Consider the following 15,242-nt stretch of genomic DNA (forward strand, 5'->3'; position numbering starts at 1 on the left):
CATGAACGCACCTCTTCGCACTTACGATGTCAACCGCATCCGTCAGGATTTCCCTATCCTGTCGCGTGAGGTCTATGGCAAACCGCTGGTCTATCTCGACAATGCGGCCTCGGCCCAGAAGCCGAAAGTGGTGCTCGACCGCGTGATGCAGGCGATGGGGGAAGACTACGCCAATGTCCATCGCGGTCTGCATTATCTCTCCAATACCTCGACGCAGGCCTTCGAGGATGCGCGGGAAAGTGTCCGCCGTTTCCTCAATGCGCCCTCCAAGGACCAGTTGATATTCACCCGCAACGCCACCGAGGCGATCAACCTCGTGGCGCAGTCCTTCGGCGGCATGGTGATCGGAGAGGGCGATGAGATCGTGCTGTCGATCCTCGAGCATCATTCCAATATCGTGCCCTGGCATTTCCATCGCGAAAGGCAGGGCGCCGTCCTCAAATGGGCGCCGGTCGACGATGACGGCAATTTCCTGATCGAGGAATTCGAGAAGCTGCTGTCGGCGCGCACCAAGATGGTGGCCATCACCCATATGTCGAATGCGCTCGGCACCATCGTGCCGATCAAGGAGGTCATCCGCATCGCCCATGCCAAGGGCATTCCGGTGCTGGTCGACGGCAGCCAGGCTGCCGTGCATCTTCCGGTCGACGTCCAGGATCTCGACGCCGATTTCTATGTCTTCACCGGGCACAAGACCTATGGGCCCTCAGGCATAGGCGTGCTCTACGGCAAGATGGAGCATCTGCGCCGCATGCCGCCCTATCAGGGCGGCGGCGAGATGATCGGCGAAGTGTCGCTCGACCGCATCACCTATGCCGAGCCGCCGCACCGTTTCGAGGCGGGGACACCTGCCATTGTCGAGGCGATCGGGCTCGGCACGGCGCTCGATTATATGAAGGGCATCGGCCTCGAGGCGATTGCCGCTCATGAGGCGGATCTGCGCGATTACGCGACGGCGCGGCTTTCGGAGATCAACTCGCTGAAGATATTCGGGCGCGCCCGCGACAAGGGGGCGATCGTCTCCTTCAACATGGAAGGGGCGCATGCCCATGACATCTCGACGGTAATCGACCGCGCCGGCGTCGCTGTCCGCGCCGGCACCCATTGCACCCAGCCGCTGCTCGCCCGCTTCGGCGTCACCGCCACCTGCCGGGCCTCCTTCGCCCTGTACAATACCAGGGCGGAAGTTGATAAACTGGCGGAAGCACTTATCTCAGCACAGAGGATATTTCTGTGACCGAAGCTCCTGACCATATCGCCGCCCCCGAGGCGCCGCCCGCCGCGCCGGCCCCCACCTCGGCCCCGGCCATTCCATCGGACGAGATCGCGCGTCTGACGGACGACATCACGGCCGCCCTCAAGACGGTCTATGACCCTGAAATCCCTGTCGATATTTACGAGCTGGGGCTCGTCTACAAGGTCGATATCGAGGATGACCGGCAGGTCAAAATCGATATGACCCTGACGGCGCCCGGCTGCCCGGTGGCCGGCGACATGCCAGGCTGGGTTGAGAATGCCGTCAGTGCGGTTCCCGGTATCTCAGGGGTCAAAGTTAACCTGGTGTTCGATCCGCCATGGGATCATTCCCGCATGTCGGATGAAGCGCGCGTCGCGCTCAATATGTGGTAGGCTCAACTCATGGCTACATCCCGTCCCCGTCCCAAAGTGATGACGCTCACCGATGCCGCGGCTGAGCGCGTCAAGGCGATCATGGCGCGCGCCACGAAGCCCGTTATCGCTTTGCGTCTCGGCGTCAAGAATGGCGGCTGCGCCGGCATGGAATACACGCTGGAATGGGCCGAGTATAAGAAACCGCTCGACGAGGTCGTCGAGGACAATGGCGTGACGATCTTCATCGATCCCAAGGCCGTGCTGTTCCTGCTCGGCACCCAGATGGACTATCAGGAGTCCATGCTCAAATCGGGCTTCATCTTCAACAACCCGAATCAGACCTCGGCCTGCGGCTGCGGTGAATCGGTGATGCTGAAGCCGGCCGAGGCGGTTCCCGCTTAATACAGGCATGGCGACGAGCGCCGAGTTTCTCGACTTCATCAAGGAACAGCTCCAGGATTTTGGCACCGTGTCGGTGCGCCGCATGTTCGGCGGCGCCGGCATCTTCCGCGATGGGCTCATGTTCGCGCTCATTGCCGATGAGATCCTCTATCTGAAAGCCGATGCGGTCTCGCAGAGGGAGTTCGAAGCCCTTGGCCTGTCGCCCTTCACCTATGGCGCCAAAGGCGGCAAGCGCACCGTGATGGCCTATTGGCGCGCGCCGGAAGCCTGTCTCGATGATCGCGATGAGATGACCGCCTGGTCGCGGAAGGCCTTCGGTGCGGCCTTGCGCGCCCAGAAGCCGGCTAAGACGGCCAAGCGGGGCAAGGGCAGGGGCTAGCCCGGCTTTACGCTGTCTTCACGGGTTGGACGGTAGGAAGGGCCATGTCGCTCGCCCATCTGATCAGGCGCCTGTTCAGCGCCGTCGGCGCACGCGCCGCCGCGGCCGCTTTCGGCCTGCTCAGCCAGCTGGCCTTGGCGCGGGTCTTCTCGCCGGCCGATGTCGGCATCTTTCTATTGACGATGAGCGTGATGGCTTTCGCCAGCCTGTTGATGACCGGCGGATATCCGGCGCTCGGCTTCACCTATCTCGCCCGCTACCAGTCGCTTGCCCGCAAGTCGCTGGTCGCCGCCTTTCACGCCGCCGCCTTGCGCACGACGCTGGCGCTGAGCGTGGTGATGGCGTTCCTCTCCGTCATCGCCTATTTGATCCCGGCCTTGGAACACATGCGTCCGGCCATTCTCTACGGCGCGCTCGCCGCGCCCGGCCTGGCGCTCATCCGTCTCAACAATGCGGCGGCCAACTCGCTGCGCCGCTTCGATCTCTCCTTCATTCCCGATTTCATGCTGCGGAGCGGCTTCCTCCTCGCCGCCATCATCGCCATCATCACTTTCGCGCATCCGCCGCAGATGGTCTGGGTCCTGTGGGCGATCGTGATTTCGACCTATGTGGCGGCGGCGATCCAGGCGTTGCTGCTCGGGCGCTCCGGCGTGGTGGCGAAAGTGTTCTCGGCTCAGCGGCGGAGCCTCGCGCCCTTCTACCGCATCCGCGCCGCCGCTCTTCTGGTGGGCGCTTTCGTGTCCTTCACCTTCGCCGAAATCGTGACGCTGGTCGCAGGGCTCTTGCTGCCGACCCATGATGTCGCGGTCGTCGGCATCGCGGTGCGGCTTGCCGCGATCGCGGGCTTCGTCGTCCAGACCATGCAGCTGATCGCCATTCCCGATCTCACCGACACGATGGCGAGGGGCACGCGCGAGGCCGCCGACCGGCTGATGCGGCGGACCAATCTCGTGAATTTTGCCTTGATGGTGGCGGCGGTCCTGGTGACGCTGGTGCTGGGCGACTGGGTGTTGTCGCTCTTCGGACCCGATTACCTCGCCGGCAAATGGGCGCTCGTCCTGTTCCTGCTGTGCCAGACGATCCGCTCCGCCGGCACGATGAACAATCATCTCCTGTCGCTCGGCGGCTATCAGACGCGCACCGCGATCGTGTGCGCCGTAGCGCTCGCCGTGCTGCTCGGCGCCGCGGCTTGCCTGACACCCTATCTGGGCCTCATGGGCATCGGCTGGGCGGCGCTCATCGCCGAATGTGTCTGGGCGATCGGTCTTGCCATGGCGGCCCAGTCTCTGACGGGCCGCCGCGGCGATCTCCTGGCGGGATTTGCTTTCCGGCGCGGCTAGTTCGACGCGCTGCGCACCGGACGCACCAGGAAGGCGGGCATGTTGCCGGCATGGAAGCTGTCCGAATCCGGCACATCGCCCGAGGGCGAATGGCGGCGGTCGCGAGATTCCTTGCGGCGCGGCGGCTGCGGGTCGTGACGGGGCTTCGCCTCGCGCGGCCGGTCTTCACGCGGCTTCTCCTCGCGGGGTTTTTCCTCGCGGCGCTTGGCCTCGCGCGGCTTCTCTTCGCGTGGTTTCTCCTCGCGCGGAGTTTCCTCGTGCGGCTTGACGGCTTCGGCCTGCGGGCGCTCGCTGCGCGATTTACCGCCGCGGCGCCGGCGCGATTTGTCTTCGCGCGGGGCTTCCGCACCGTCTTCACGGACGTCCTCGACGGGCGCCGCGCTGCCATCCACGGGGATGGTCTTGCGGATCAGCTGTTCGATGGCCTTCACATATTTCGCTTCGGCATTGGTCGCGAGCATGAAGGCATGGCCTTCACGTCCCGCCCGGCCGGTGCGCCCGACGCGATGGACATAGTCCTCGGCGTGGATGGGCACGTCGAAGTTGAACACATGGCTCACTTCCGGAATGTCGAGGCCGCGCGCCGCGACATCGGAGGCGATGAGGAAGGTGATTTCGCCGGCACGGAAGGAGGCGAGCGTGCGCAGGCGCGCGCTCTGATCCATATCGCCATGCAGAGCCGCGGCATTGAAGCCATGACGCTTGAGCGACACTTCGAGAAGGGCGACCGTTGTCTTGCGGTTGGCGAAGACGATGGCGTTCTTCACACTGGTCTGCGATCTGAGCAACTGGCGCAACGCTTCACGCTTCGCCTTGGCATCGCTCGGCGCCTTCACCAGCTTCTGCTCGATGGTCGCGGCGGTGCTGGAGGGCGGCGAGACTTCGACGCGCACCGGCGTATGCAGGAACTGATTGGTGATGCGCTGGATTTCCGGCGGCATCGTCGCCGAGAAGAACAGCGTCTGGCGCGTGAAGGGCAGGAGCTTGCAGATTCGCTCGATGTCCGGGATGAAGCCCATGTCGAGCATGCGGTCGGCTTCGTCGATGACCAGCATCTCGACGCCGGTCAACAGCAGCTTGCCGCGCTCGAAGTGATCGAGGAGGCGGCCCGGTGTGGCGATCACGACGTCGGCGCCGCGATCGATCTTGGCGGCCTGATCGTCGAAGGAGACGCCGCCGATGAGCAGCGCCACGGTGAGGCGATGCGCCTGACCGATGCGTTCGAAGGCTTCCTGCACCTGAGCGGCGAGCTCGCGCGTCGGCTCGAGGATGAGCGTGCGTGGAATGCGCGCACGGGCGCGACCTGTTTCAAGAAGCGACAACATCGGCAGCACGAAGGCCGCCGTTTTGCCGGAGCCCGTCTGGGCGAGGCCCATCACGTCCTTGCGGGCGAGGGCGGGCGGAATGGCGCCGGCCTGGATGGGGGTAGGCGTGGTAAAGCCCGCTTTCTCGACGGCTTCGAGAACCTTAGGGCTTAGTCCCAATTCTGAAAATTGCATGGAAAGTAAAAAAACCGATCTGGCGAGTGAGTGATGAAAGAGTCGAAGGGTGCGTCCGGCCGGGCTCGCCACACATCGGATGCACGAAATGTGCCCGGAAAATAGGAGGAATCTCGCAAAAGTCAAATGCGACGCTGCTGCGGCATTTTAGTTCGTCGGTTAGGAGGGGGCTGGCGCGTCTCAGATACAAAAATGGGCAGTCTTGCGAAGCTGCCCATGAGGTTGGTACGCCAGGGAGGTTACAGACACCAGTTTAGCATTACCGATAGGTCCAGTATGCCTGATTCTTACGGTTTGGGCACCCATAAACTGTATCGTTCCACCCCTGTCTTACTAAGGTCGAATTCTTGATTGAACAAAGTTCCCATGATGAAGATGATGTCCTTACGTAATGCACTCCTGATTGCCGCCCTCGCGACGCTTTCCGCCGGCATGGCCAATGCTTTCGAGCCGCCGGTCTTTCCGCTGAACGAGGCGCAGGTGAAGGCGCTCGAGGATTATTCGGCGGCCAAGACCGAAAAGGCCTTTGCCGCGGCCCCCGGCGGACAGTTCTCCGCGCAGACGGGCTTCATCAGCGCCACGGTGGCGGCGCGCGAAGCGCTCAAGGCCTGCGACCAGAACGTGTCCGATTCGACCAAGCGCTGCATTCTGATCGACCTGAACGGCCAGCGCCTGCCCGATGCCGTGCAGATGGCGCAGCTTCTGCGGATCGATCCCGCACTTCTGGAGAAGCCGACACCGATTCCCGATCTGGTGCTCGACATCGACGCCTGGCGCGCTAAGCAGGGTTATGGCGACAAGCCCGAGCACAAGGCTTTCGCCATCAGCCTGAAAGGACCCTGGGGACGCTCCTGGGAGGGTGGCTCGCTCGAAGAGGCTGAAAAGGAAGCGCTGGCAAGCTGCAACCGCCATGAGCCGGCCAAGACCGCACCCTGCTTCATCCTGATGCGCGATGGTGCGACCGTCCCGGTCGAGCAGCTTCGCGCCAATCCCGATCTTTCCGTCGACGGACAAACGCCTCCCTGAACGTCTTACTCGCGGGGGCCGCGCCGGGCCTCAACCTTGTGGCGCCGTGATTAGGGTTTCACTAACCACTCTAGACGCTTAAGGTCGCTGCAGGCGTAAGTGACGGCCGCTGGCACCCGACTTGCAACCGGCTGCAATATCGGGGGACAGGAGGTCGCTGACGTCGCTGCAAGGCGACGGTTGTGCCGAAATGGTTAAGGAAGCCGGCTGGTGATGAAATTGGAACGAAGTTCGGTTGACGTGGGTCAATGGACCGCTTCGGGTATTTCCGACCGGCCGGTGCCTGAAAAGGGGACTGAATTGACGACGCAAGACGCGGCCCAGCGGCCGCGCGGGGCCATCATCCTGGCCGGATCGCACGGCGCCATAGCACTCGCCCGGGTCCTGGCCCGCCAGAAGCTGGATGTCTGGTTCGTGACGAATTACACGCCCCTGCCGCGTTTCTCGCGCGCCGTGGCGCAGTCGCGCAGCTGGCCCGGTGCCGAGAATCCGGGCGCCATCGAAGCGCTCGAGGAACTCGTGCGGCGTGAGAAGCTCGACGGTTATCTCCTCATTCCGGCCGCCGATGCCGATGTAAAATTCGCCGCCCAGGAGCATGAGCGCCTGTCGCGCCATCTCACTGTGCTGCTGCCCGACTGGTCGAGCCTGCAATGGGCGGTCGACAAGGCGCTGACCTACCAGCGCGCCGCCGAGCTCGGCATCGCGGTGCCCGAGGTCTATCCCATCCGCTCCTCCGAGGATGCTGCCCTGATGCCCATGCGGTTTCCGGTCGCCCTCAAGCCCGCGATGCGTATCGCGCTCAACCGCTTCACGCGCGACAAGGTCTGGCGCGCCGACGATCGCGAGAGCTTCATCCGTCTTTATGATGAAGCGGCGCGCCTCGTCGGAGCGGATTGCGTCGTCGTCCAGGAGCTCGTGCCCGGCGACGGCGAATGCCAGCTCTCCTATGCGAGTCTGTGGTGGCAGGGCCGGCCGGTCACCTCATTCGTGGCACAGCGCACCCGCCAATATCCGATCGATTTTAGCTATACGTCGACTTTCGTCGAAACCATCGATTCGGACGATGTGCGCCAGGCGGCCGAGACCTTCCTTGCATCCATCGGCCATCACGGCCTGTGCGAGATCGAGTTCAAACGCGATCCGCGCAACGGCGTGCTGAAGATCCTCGACGTCAATCCGCGGCCATGGTCGTGGTTCGGCCTCGCCGATGCGGCCGGCATCGATTTCGGCGCGGCGATCGTGACGCTCGCCAGTGGCCAGAAGCCGCCATCGATGCAAGCCCGCACCGGCGTGGGCTGGATGTTCAGCCTCAGGGACCAGGTCGCCGCAGTCCAGTTGGCGCTCGCCGGACGGCTCAATTTCGGAAGCTGGCTCGCATCGCTCACCCGCACGCGCACCTTCGCGAGCTTCTCGCTCAGCGATCCGATGCCCGGCATCGTCGAGATGCCGCTGACTGTCTGGCGCGTGATCGCGCGCAATCTGAGCGGTCGCCGCTAGATTACAATTACTCTACGTCGCTTAGGCCTGAGTGAGCTGTTAATATTTGCGCGGCTAAAGCTGCTGGAGCATCACGGATTTTCGTGACACTCTCCGGTGGATCATGCCTCCGCAAAACAAGAAACTGTTCGATAGTGCAACACCCGGTAGCCGACTCAAAGACGACGCCTTTCGTGTCGAGATCGACTCGATTGCGGACCATGAGTGGGACAGGATCGCCAGCGCCTTCGCCGACATCCATCACGAGCAGACCGCGTGTTATGCCGGCCTCCATTGGAAGGGCCGTGACAGTCACCTTCTTCTCTCGCGCGACGGCATGCCGGTCGCCGGCGCGCGCGTCGCATTGGTCAAGCTGCCGCTGATCGACAGGGGGCTCGCTTATCTTCGCTTCGGGCCGTTCTGGCGGCGGCGCGATCAGGCGGCCGATCCCGAAATCTACCGCGCTATGATTCGGGCGCTGGTCGAGGAATATTGCGGCAGGCGCGGCCATTGCCTGAGCGTCCTGGCGCGGCCGCATCCGGATTACCACGCGTTGGAAGGCGGCTGGTTGCGTGACATGGGCTTCGCCAAACGGCGCGATTATGAGGACCCGGAGCGTTATCTCGTCAATACGGCGCTCGATGCAAATGCCCAGAGCAAGAGCCTGGCGCAGAAATGGCGCTACAATCTGCGCCAGGCGGTCGCCAATTCACTCGATATCCGCCTGAGCGAGGATCCGGCGGAAGCGCAAGCCTTTCAGGCGCTGTATGCCGCCATGATGGAGCGCAAGGAATTCTCCAGCACGACACCGGTGCATCTGACCGGGCAGCTGATCGCCCGGCTGCCGGAGAATCTGAAGCCGAAGCTCTTCGTCGCCTATCATGAAAAGAAGCTGGTGGTCGGCGCCACCGTCGGGGTGTTCGGCGATACGGCCTATTACATGTTCGGCGCGTCGTCGGCCGAGGCGCTGCCGCTCAAGGCCGGCTATGCGCTGCATTGGCATATCGTCCAGTGGCTCAACGCGCAGGGGATCGGCTGGTACGATCTGGGCGGCGCATCGCACGAGCCGGGCTTGCGCCAGTTCAAGAAGGGTTTCGTCGGCAAGGCGGGCAAGATCCTCGCCATGGAAGGCGAATATGACCGCTGGACATCGACGCTCGGCCGGATGTCGGCGGATATCATCTTCGAAGCGCGCCATCTCCGCCGCCGCATCCGTCACGGCGTGAAGTTCGGAAAGGCTTCAGGCGAAACGAACTGATCTCGGCATCTACCGTGGCTCAGTATCGCCTTTGTCCTTCTCCTGGACGGCGTAGCGCCAGGTTTCCCATTTGACCCGCGCGATCTTGTAGGCGTCGATGATGGACAGCGCATAGATGAAGAAGCCACCGGCATAGCGGCCGATGAAGCTCGCCTGATCGGGGGCCACCTTCGAGGTCGCCCAGCCGATGATGATCATGAAAAACAGGAATTGCAGGCCGCGGGCGGGGACGCCCGAGAAGACGTGGCCCGAGCCCGGCAGCGCGATGGCGAGCGCCAGTATGGCATAAGGGTTGAGCGGCTTTTGCGGCGTATCGGTCATGATGGGCTGGACCATTCGAGGATGGATTTCCGGAGCGAGAGGAGATGGTCGAGCAGGTCGCGCACCAGATCGGGATCGAGCGTGACCTCACCGAATTCGGCCTGGCGGAAGACGCCATACCGCACGCGGTCGGCCTCGGCGAGCTGCCAGACGAGGCGGCAGCCCTTGGGCGTGATCAGGAGCTCCTTGGCCATGGGAGCCTGGAATATGCCGAGATGCGGGGCCACGACATGGTAGGGCAGCACATGCTCGGGGTCATCGGTGCGCACCACGGCATATAGCGGCAAGTCGGGCAGCCCTTCGAGCGTCACCGGCAAATGGTCGAAATTGGAGAAGGTCGTGGGGCCGGCCGCCCGCATCATGAGATCGAAGGTGGCGGTGAGCGGCAAGGGCTCGGCGATCGTCGCCAGCAGCCAGATCGAGGGCAGCTTGCGGATGGCGAGCGTGTCGACCACCGGGTGGAGCCTGACCCCGTGGCCCTGATATTTGCCGACGAGCTGCGGATAGCCGGGGAGGCCTTCGCCTTCGTAGCGCGCGTCCGCGAGGAGGGGCTTTACTCTGGCGAAGAAATCGTCGGGCGCCTGGCGCTTCTTGCGCAGAGCCGCCATGAGCTTCAGCGCGAAGCGGATGGCGAGTCCGATCGCGGCGGCGATGCCCAGTATGGTGATGATGGTTTGCAGCATTGAATGATTATGGCCCGCCGAAGCGGCGGGCCATAGAGAGTGATTGCATCACCTCGCTCAATAGCCTTTCGGCTTCGGCCAGGGCATCGTGAACTGGTCGCCGCGCCGCACATAGCGGTAGCGGTAGAAGTGGAACCAGATCGACACGATGACGTAGAAGATCACCATCGCGATCAACTGCGAGCCATAGCCGAGGAAGATTGCGAAGAAGGTGATGGCGCAGAGAAGGAACAGGCAGATCGCCGGGATCGGGTGGAACGGATGGGTATATCCGCGCCGGATCGTGCCCAGCGGCCATTTGTTGCGGAACATCACGATGTTGATGCTCATGAAGGTGTATTGCAGCACGCCCGACAGGATCGAGAAGGTGATCGCCTGATTGATGTCGGCAATGAAGGCGAAGGCCAGCGCGATCGGCAGCAGGAAGAGAATGGACCTGTAAGGCGTCCGGTATTTGGGATGGACCGCCGAGAACCAGGTCGGCAGATAGCGGTCACGGCCGAGCGAGAACCAGGCCCGGGCCGCATCGTTGATGCAGCCATTGGCCGAGGCCACGGCGGCGAGGATCGTTCCGACGAACAGCAGGAATTCGAGGAACGGACTTCCCGTCATCTTGGCCGCGTCCCACAGGGGATAGACCGTGATGCCGAGATATTCCCATGGCAGGAGGCTCGCGCAGACATACCATGTCAGCGCCGCGGCGATCAGCAGTGTTATGATGCCGGCCATCGTGCCATAGGGCAAAGCGCGGGACGGGGAGCGCACTTCCTCGGCCGCCTGTGTCGTGCCTTCGATGCCTAGATAGTACCAGATGGCAAATTGGAAGGCGGCGATGACGCCGATCCAGCCATAAGGCAGCGCGTTCTGCGGCGTCACCAGCTCATTGAGCTTGAGCACGACACCCTGGCTCCACGGCTGCACCGAAAAGAACAGGACGACGATGGCGACATAGGCTATCGCGGTGATGATGAAGTTCACATTGAGCGTCATCAGCACGCCGCGATAATTGAGCCACGCTAAGACCACGATGACGAGTGCGATGAAGCTGTCGCCATGGAAACCTTCCGTCGCCGCGAAGGCGACGATGGTGTCGCGTGCGAGGATCGCATCCGAGACTTCCAGCATCGTATAGGCGAAGACCAGGAAGAGGGCGACATTGAAGGCCATGAGGGGCCCGACAATGTGCTTGGCCTGGGCATATTGACCGCCGGCCGCAGCGACCGTCGAGGTCACCTCGGAATCGATCATGGCGACGGAAGTGTAGAGAATACCTACGAACCAGCAGGTGATGAGGGCGGCAAGCGCGCCGCCCTTGTCGGCAGCGAAGTTCCAGCCAGTATATTCGCCGACGAGAACGATGCCGACGCCGAGCGCCCAGACATGGGCAGGACCGAGCACGCGCAGAAGCGATATGCGCTGTCCGTTGCCGGCGGCTTGGGTTGCGGTGGCTTGAGCTGCTTGTGACATGGCTGCCTCTCAAACCTTGTGCTTTTCGCTGACGGCTTCGATTTCCCCTTCGCGCGAGGAGGTCAATTGATCCTCGCTGTAGGTCGTATCCGTCTTGAACCAATCATAGAGCATCCACAGCGCAAGCGCGGCCGAGATAGCCCAGGCGATGTATGAGATTGTGAACCACATGGCGCGCTCCTATTTCCCGTCGCCGAATTTTTCGGCGATCACTTCGCGGTATTCCTTGTCGGAGGCCCAGAAGAGAAAGACGTAGTAGCCGATGAGGACTGCCGCCATGAGGACTAAGGTCAGCCAGTCGATATTGTAGTGGAAGCGGTTCTGGATGATGTCATGGGCGGTCGCCGGCGTGTAGCCGAGCTTCTCCCAGATCGACACCATGGTGGCGTTCTGGCCGAGCAATTCCCAGGTCGGGTTCTCGATCTTGTCGATCGCCTTGGCGGCGCCGGCGAGACCGAGTTGCAGCGGCAGCCACAAAGCGCCGAAGATCGCCAGGATCAGGAAGCCGACATCGACGAATTGCAGCGCCTTGTCTTGTTCGGGTGGTGTGTATTTTGCCATTTTGCCCTCCCTTACATCCGGCCTTGCTTGCGCATGGCGTCGAGATGTTTGATGTCGAGGCCGTAGATGAACTCCTTGTCCTCGGCATAGTGCTTCACCATGGCCGCGATGGCGGCGGTGTTGAAGACGAGGATGGCGGCGGCGCCGATCAGCACGACGATGCGAATGGTTGCGTCAGGAATATGCGGCCAGGTCATGAACAGGACGAAGAGGATGGCGATCCATAGGAGCGCTATGAGGAGCCAGGCACCGCGGCGATCGCTACGGTACATGGCCTCAATCCTCTGATTGAGGTCCGACATTTTTGTTTCCTTCCCATCGGGCGCTGCGTTTTCCCCGCAAGCCGCGCCGCCCCTTGTTAAGTTGCTTACGGGGCAATTTTATTTTCTCACAGGAAAATACGGCCCGGGGCCAAAGTCAAGACGGGAGAGGAGCTTTCCCACCACGTCCTGCGGTTGCGGCATTGCACAATACCGGCCGGGCAGAGTTCAAAAACAAGCAATTCCAATGGTTTGAAGCTGAACGGCAGATAAACGCGGCTCTCAGGCTCCATACAGGGGCAAAGGCGCATCCTCTGGCGACAATCACCACTCGCTCAGAGGAATCGTGCTTATGACTCGCCTTTTCGCCCGCAAGAATCTCCAGGTCACCCTTGGCCTCCTCGTGGCCATCGGCATTGCGGCGACCCGCACCGAGAAGCTTTTCGTCGAGATGCAGGCGAGCCTTCCGCATGAGACGGAGCGCATGATTTCGAGCCTCGGTCACAATCTGCCGGAGCCCTTCGACCCGGCCCGCGTGCCGCAGTCGGGCGGCATGGCCTCGCGCCTTCTCGCCGGCATCGGCGTGAATATCGTCAGGATCTGAGAGCCGCCACCGCCGGCTGGCGATAGGCGAGCGAAGCGGGGATGGCGGCGATCGCCGCCGCGGCGACCAGGAGCAGTAAAGCGAGCCCCAGGTCGCCGCCCTGGAACTCGACCGGCAGGACGACACCGTTCTGCCGGGTCAACTGGTCGGAGATGAGGCGCACCGCGGCCCAACCCACCAGGAAGCCGAGCCCGATGCCGGTTCCCATCAAGGCCAGAAGCTCGATCCACACGATGCCGAAGACGGCGCTCCTGGGCGCCCCGAAGGCGCGCAGCGCGCCGATCTGGCGGCGCCGTTGCGCCACATGGGCGATGGCGATGAGGGCGATGGCCGCGGCGACGAGCGCCTGCGCGGCGAGGGCGATGATGCTCATCACCTGGCGCGCATCGCCGAGCGTCGCATAGAGCCTGGTCAGCACTTCGCCGGGAAACACCGCCACGGTCTGATCACCGCGATATTCACCGCGGAGCTTATAGGCGTCGGCGATCGTTTTCGGTTTGACCAGGATGGCCGGCACGCCGGGCGGTTTTTCTTCCGCGTGAAGCCCATGGATCTCCCACACCGCCTCGATCGGCACGATGATGGCGCGGTCCCAGGCGGTGCCGGTTGGCATGAGCCGGCCCACGACCTGATAGGTGAACTCGGTATGGACATGACCGGCATCGCCCGCCGCGCCATGCATCGGCTCGAAGGACTGGCCGATCGTCAGATCCACGGCGCTGCCGATGACGGCGTCATGTTCGCCGGCCGGCGTGCCGCCTTCGGGGGCCGCGCCATTGTTCAAGGCGTTGATCAGATCAGGCGTCGAGCCGACGACCGGATAGGTCTTGAAGGAATCGCCGAAGCCGATCGGCGCCGCGAAGGTGACGCGGGGATCCTGTTTGAGCTTCGGCAGGACGTCGCCGGGAAGCAGCGGCAAGGGCGCCGGCTGCAGGAAGACGGAAGAAAGCACGAGCTGCGTCTCGCTGCCGGCGGCGCCGATGACGAGATCGAACTTGTCGGCGGCCCGGGCGCTGCCGAGGCGGAGCGCGCGTTCCTGCAGTGTGATGCCGACGCCGAGCGCCGAGGCGAGCGCCACCAGGAGGATGATGACGAGGGAGGCCGCCCACAGGCGTTTGAGATCGGCGAGGATGAAGCGGATCATGCCGCGAGCCCGGCAAAGGCCGCGTTGGCAAGGCGTCCGGCGCTGAGCGCCAGGCTGCGGTCCATGCGTTTGATGAGCCGCTCGTCATGCGACACGGCGATCAGGGTGGCGCCGCTTTCGCGCGCCAGCGACAGGAGCAGCTCCGCGACCTCGGCGCCATGGCCAGGATCGAGGCTCGCCGTCGGCTCATCGGCGATGAGCACTTTTGGCCGGCGCAGCAAGGCGCGCGCCACCGCGACACGCTGCATCTCGCCCCGCGACAGGGTGGCGGTCGACTGATTGGCGCGTTTGATGCCCACCCGTGCGAGCAGCGCATGGGCGTGATCGACGGTGTCGCGGCCGGCGGCGCGGCGCAGGCGTGCCGGCAGCAGCACATTGTCGAGCGCGGACAGGCCTTCGAAGAGATGGAAATCCTGCATCACGAGACCGACCGTCTCGGCGCGCCAGCGATCCCGCCGGGCTTCGGGAAGCGCCGCGATATCTTCCGCGCCCCACAACACGCGGCCCTGATCGGGCCGCGCCAGGCCGGTGATGATGTTGACGAGCGTCGTCTTGCCGGAGCCCGACGGGCCGGTGACGGCGACGCATTCCTCGGCCGCGATGGCGAGGCTGCGAATATCGAGCACGGGCGTTTCGAGTCCTGGATAGGACACCCGCACCTGGTCGAGGGTCAGCGCCAGCATCGCGCTCAGGCCAAACCGAATTGCGCGTGGCGCAGGCGTAAGAGGCTCACGAAGCCGGTCTCGGGATCGGTCCACGAGCCGTATTCGAGCGTGCCTTCTACATCGATCGGCGCATTGGCCTGCACGAAGGTCTGCTTCTCGTCGAGATAGACGACGACGATATTGTCCGGCCAGTCGGCATCCGACGAGCAGAAGGGGCAGAGCGCCATCGGGATTTCGGTGAACACGAAGAACTTCGCCTCCGCCTTGAGGGGAGGGGCCATGAAGCCGCGCATGGTGACGTTGGCGCCCGAGAGCGCCTTCACCTTCTCGGTGAATTTGAGCCCGAGCACGCTCTGCGCCTCATAGAGCTCATCGAAAGCGAGCTGCGTCGCGGCGCGGGCGGGCGAGTGAAACGCTACGAACGCAATGAGGCCAAGAAAGCCGCGCCGACTGAACGACTTCATACGAGGAATACCCTCGCCCCCAACGGGGGAGAGGGAGGGACCCATTGCGCAGCAATGGGAGGGTGAGGGGGAACCGACCGAC

At 63.3% G+C, this 15,242-nt stretch carries 19 protein-coding genes; 9 read left to right on the forward strand and 10 right to left on the reverse strand.

Annotated elements, in window-relative coordinates:
* The first annotated feature begins 1 nt into the window (after window position 1).
* The 5 genes from JHL16_RS07310 to JHL16_RS07330 are packed head-to-tail and all read left to right on the forward strand — an operon-like array spanning window position 2 to window position 3,732.
* Window positions 2-1,237, forward strand: coding sequence for a cysteine desulfurase (locus JHL16_RS07310; protein ID WP_200184221.1), 1,236 nt, complete (start codon window positions 2-4; stop codon window positions 1,235-1,237).
* 17 nt (window positions 1,238-1,254) lie between these two features.
* Window positions 1,255-1,629, forward strand: coding sequence for an SUF system Fe-S cluster assembly protein (locus tag JHL16_RS07315; RefSeq protein ID WP_200184967.1), 375 nt, complete (start codon window positions 1,255-1,257; stop codon window positions 1,627-1,629).
* A gap of 9 nt (window positions 1,630-1,638) precedes the next feature.
* Entirely contained in the window at window positions 1,639-2,013 is a 375-nt protein-coding gene (locus tag JHL16_RS07320) for a HesB/IscA family protein (protein ID WP_200184222.1), read from the forward strand.
* Window positions 2,014-2,020: 7 nt separating this feature from the next.
* The gene (locus JHL16_RS07325; RefSeq protein ID WP_200184223.1) at window positions 2,021-2,392 is read left to right on the forward strand and encodes a TfoX/Sxy family protein; all 372 of its coding nucleotides are present in this window, start codon (window positions 2,021-2,023) and stop codon (window positions 2,390-2,392) included.
* Window positions 2,393-2,436: 44 nt separating this feature from the next.
* On the forward strand, window positions 2,437-3,732 hold the full coding sequence (locus JHL16_RS07330; RefSeq protein WP_200184224.1) for a lipopolysaccharide biosynthesis protein: 1,296 nt from the start codon (window positions 2,437-2,439) through the stop codon (window positions 3,730-3,732).
* Here the strand turns inward: JHL16_RS07330 and JHL16_RS07335 are convergent.
* The gene (locus tag JHL16_RS07335; RefSeq protein ID WP_200184225.1) at window positions 3,729-5,231 is read right to left on the reverse strand and encodes a DEAD/DEAH box helicase; all 1,503 of its coding nucleotides are present in this window, start codon (window positions 5,229-5,231) and stop codon (window positions 3,729-3,731) included. The two genes, JHL16_RS07330 and JHL16_RS07335, sit on opposite strands and share 4 nt — an antisense overlap.
* 366 nt (window positions 5,232-5,597) lie before the next feature.
* On the opposite strand from JHL16_RS07335, the gene JHL16_RS07340 reads away from it, so the two are divergent.
* From JHL16_RS07340 to JHL16_RS07350, 3 genes are all read left to right on the forward strand, one after another.
* Complete coding sequence (locus tag JHL16_RS07340; RefSeq protein WP_200184226.1) at window positions 5,598-6,257, forward strand: hypothetical protein; 660 nt, start codon at window positions 5,598-5,600, stop codon at window positions 6,255-6,257.
* A 300-nt stretch (window positions 6,258-6,557) separates the two neighbouring features.
* Entirely contained in the window at window positions 6,558-7,754 is a 1,197-nt protein-coding gene (locus tag JHL16_RS07345; protein WP_210345964.1) for a carboxylate--amine ligase, read from the forward strand.
* A 103-nt stretch (window positions 7,755-7,857) separates the two neighbouring features.
* Complete coding sequence (locus JHL16_RS07350; RefSeq protein WP_200184227.1) at window positions 7,858-8,991, forward strand: lipid II:glycine glycyltransferase FemX; 1,134 nt, start codon at window positions 7,858-7,860, stop codon at window positions 8,989-8,991.
* Window positions 8,992-9,000: 9 nt separating this feature from the next.
* Here JHL16_RS07350 and JHL16_RS07355 read toward each other — a convergent pair whose 3' ends face one another.
* The 6 genes from JHL16_RS07355 to JHL16_RS07380 are packed head-to-tail and all read right to left on the reverse strand — an operon-like array spanning window position 9,001 to window position 12,325.
* Entirely contained in the window at window positions 9,001-9,327 is a 327-nt protein-coding gene (locus JHL16_RS07355) for a hypothetical protein (RefSeq protein ID WP_246770826.1), read from the reverse strand.
* Window positions 9,309-9,995: a hypothetical protein gene (locus JHL16_RS07360; protein ID WP_200184228.1), complete on the reverse strand. Its 687-nt coding sequence runs from the start codon at window positions 9,993-9,995 to the stop codon at window positions 9,309-9,311. The genes JHL16_RS07355 and JHL16_RS07360 overlap by 19 nt, the downstream gene beginning before the upstream one ends.
* Window positions 9,996-10,052: 57 nt before the next feature.
* Window positions 10,053-11,462, reverse strand: a complete 1,410-nt coding sequence (locus JHL16_RS07365) for an APC family permease (protein ID WP_200184229.1) — start codon at window positions 11,460-11,462, stop codon at window positions 10,053-10,055.
* Between the two features lie 9 nt (window positions 11,463-11,471).
* Window positions 11,472-11,633, reverse strand: coding sequence for a hypothetical protein (locus JHL16_RS07370; protein ID WP_200184230.1), 162 nt, complete (start codon window positions 11,631-11,633; stop codon window positions 11,472-11,474).
* Window positions 11,634-11,642: 9 nt separating this feature from the next.
* Complete coding sequence (locus tag JHL16_RS07375) at window positions 11,643-12,023, reverse strand: hypothetical protein (RefSeq protein ID WP_200184231.1); 381 nt, start codon at window positions 12,021-12,023, stop codon at window positions 11,643-11,645.
* 11 nt (window positions 12,024-12,034) lie between these two features.
* Window positions 12,035-12,325: a hypothetical protein gene (locus JHL16_RS07380; protein ID WP_200184232.1), complete on the reverse strand. Its 291-nt coding sequence runs from the start codon at window positions 12,323-12,325 to the stop codon at window positions 12,035-12,037.
* A gap of 310 nt (window positions 12,326-12,635) precedes the next feature.
* Between JHL16_RS07380 and JHL16_RS07385 the strand changes: the two genes are divergently transcribed.
* Window positions 12,636-12,887, forward strand: coding sequence for a hypothetical protein (locus JHL16_RS07385; protein WP_200184233.1), 252 nt, complete (start codon window positions 12,636-12,638; stop codon window positions 12,885-12,887).
* Here the strand turns inward: JHL16_RS07385 and JHL16_RS07390 are convergent.
* From JHL16_RS07390 to JHL16_RS07400, 3 genes are read right to left on the reverse strand one after another with little or no spacing between them, the layout of a single operon-like run.
* A complete protein-coding gene (locus JHL16_RS07390) occupies window positions 12,877-14,031 on the reverse strand; it encodes an FtsX-like permease family protein (protein WP_200184234.1) in 1,155 nt (384 codons plus the stop codon). The genes JHL16_RS07385 and JHL16_RS07390 overlap by 11 nt on opposite strands.
* A complete protein-coding gene (locus JHL16_RS07395) occupies window positions 14,028-14,714 on the reverse strand; it encodes an ABC transporter ATP-binding protein (RefSeq protein WP_200184235.1) in 687 nt (228 codons plus the stop codon). The genes JHL16_RS07390 and JHL16_RS07395 overlap by 4 nt, the downstream gene beginning before the upstream one ends.
* Window positions 14,715-14,719: 5 nt before the next feature.
* Window positions 14,720-15,160, reverse strand: coding sequence for a hypothetical protein (locus JHL16_RS07400; RefSeq protein WP_200184236.1), 441 nt, complete (start codon window positions 15,158-15,160; stop codon window positions 14,720-14,722).
* Window positions 15,161-15,242 lie beyond the last annotated feature (82 nt).

Origin of the sequence: Taklimakanibacter albus (assembly GCF_016595235.1) — a bacterium.
Lineage (GTDB): Bacteria > Pseudomonadota > Alphaproteobacteria > Rhizobiales > Aestuariivirgaceae > Taklimakanibacter > Taklimakanibacter albus.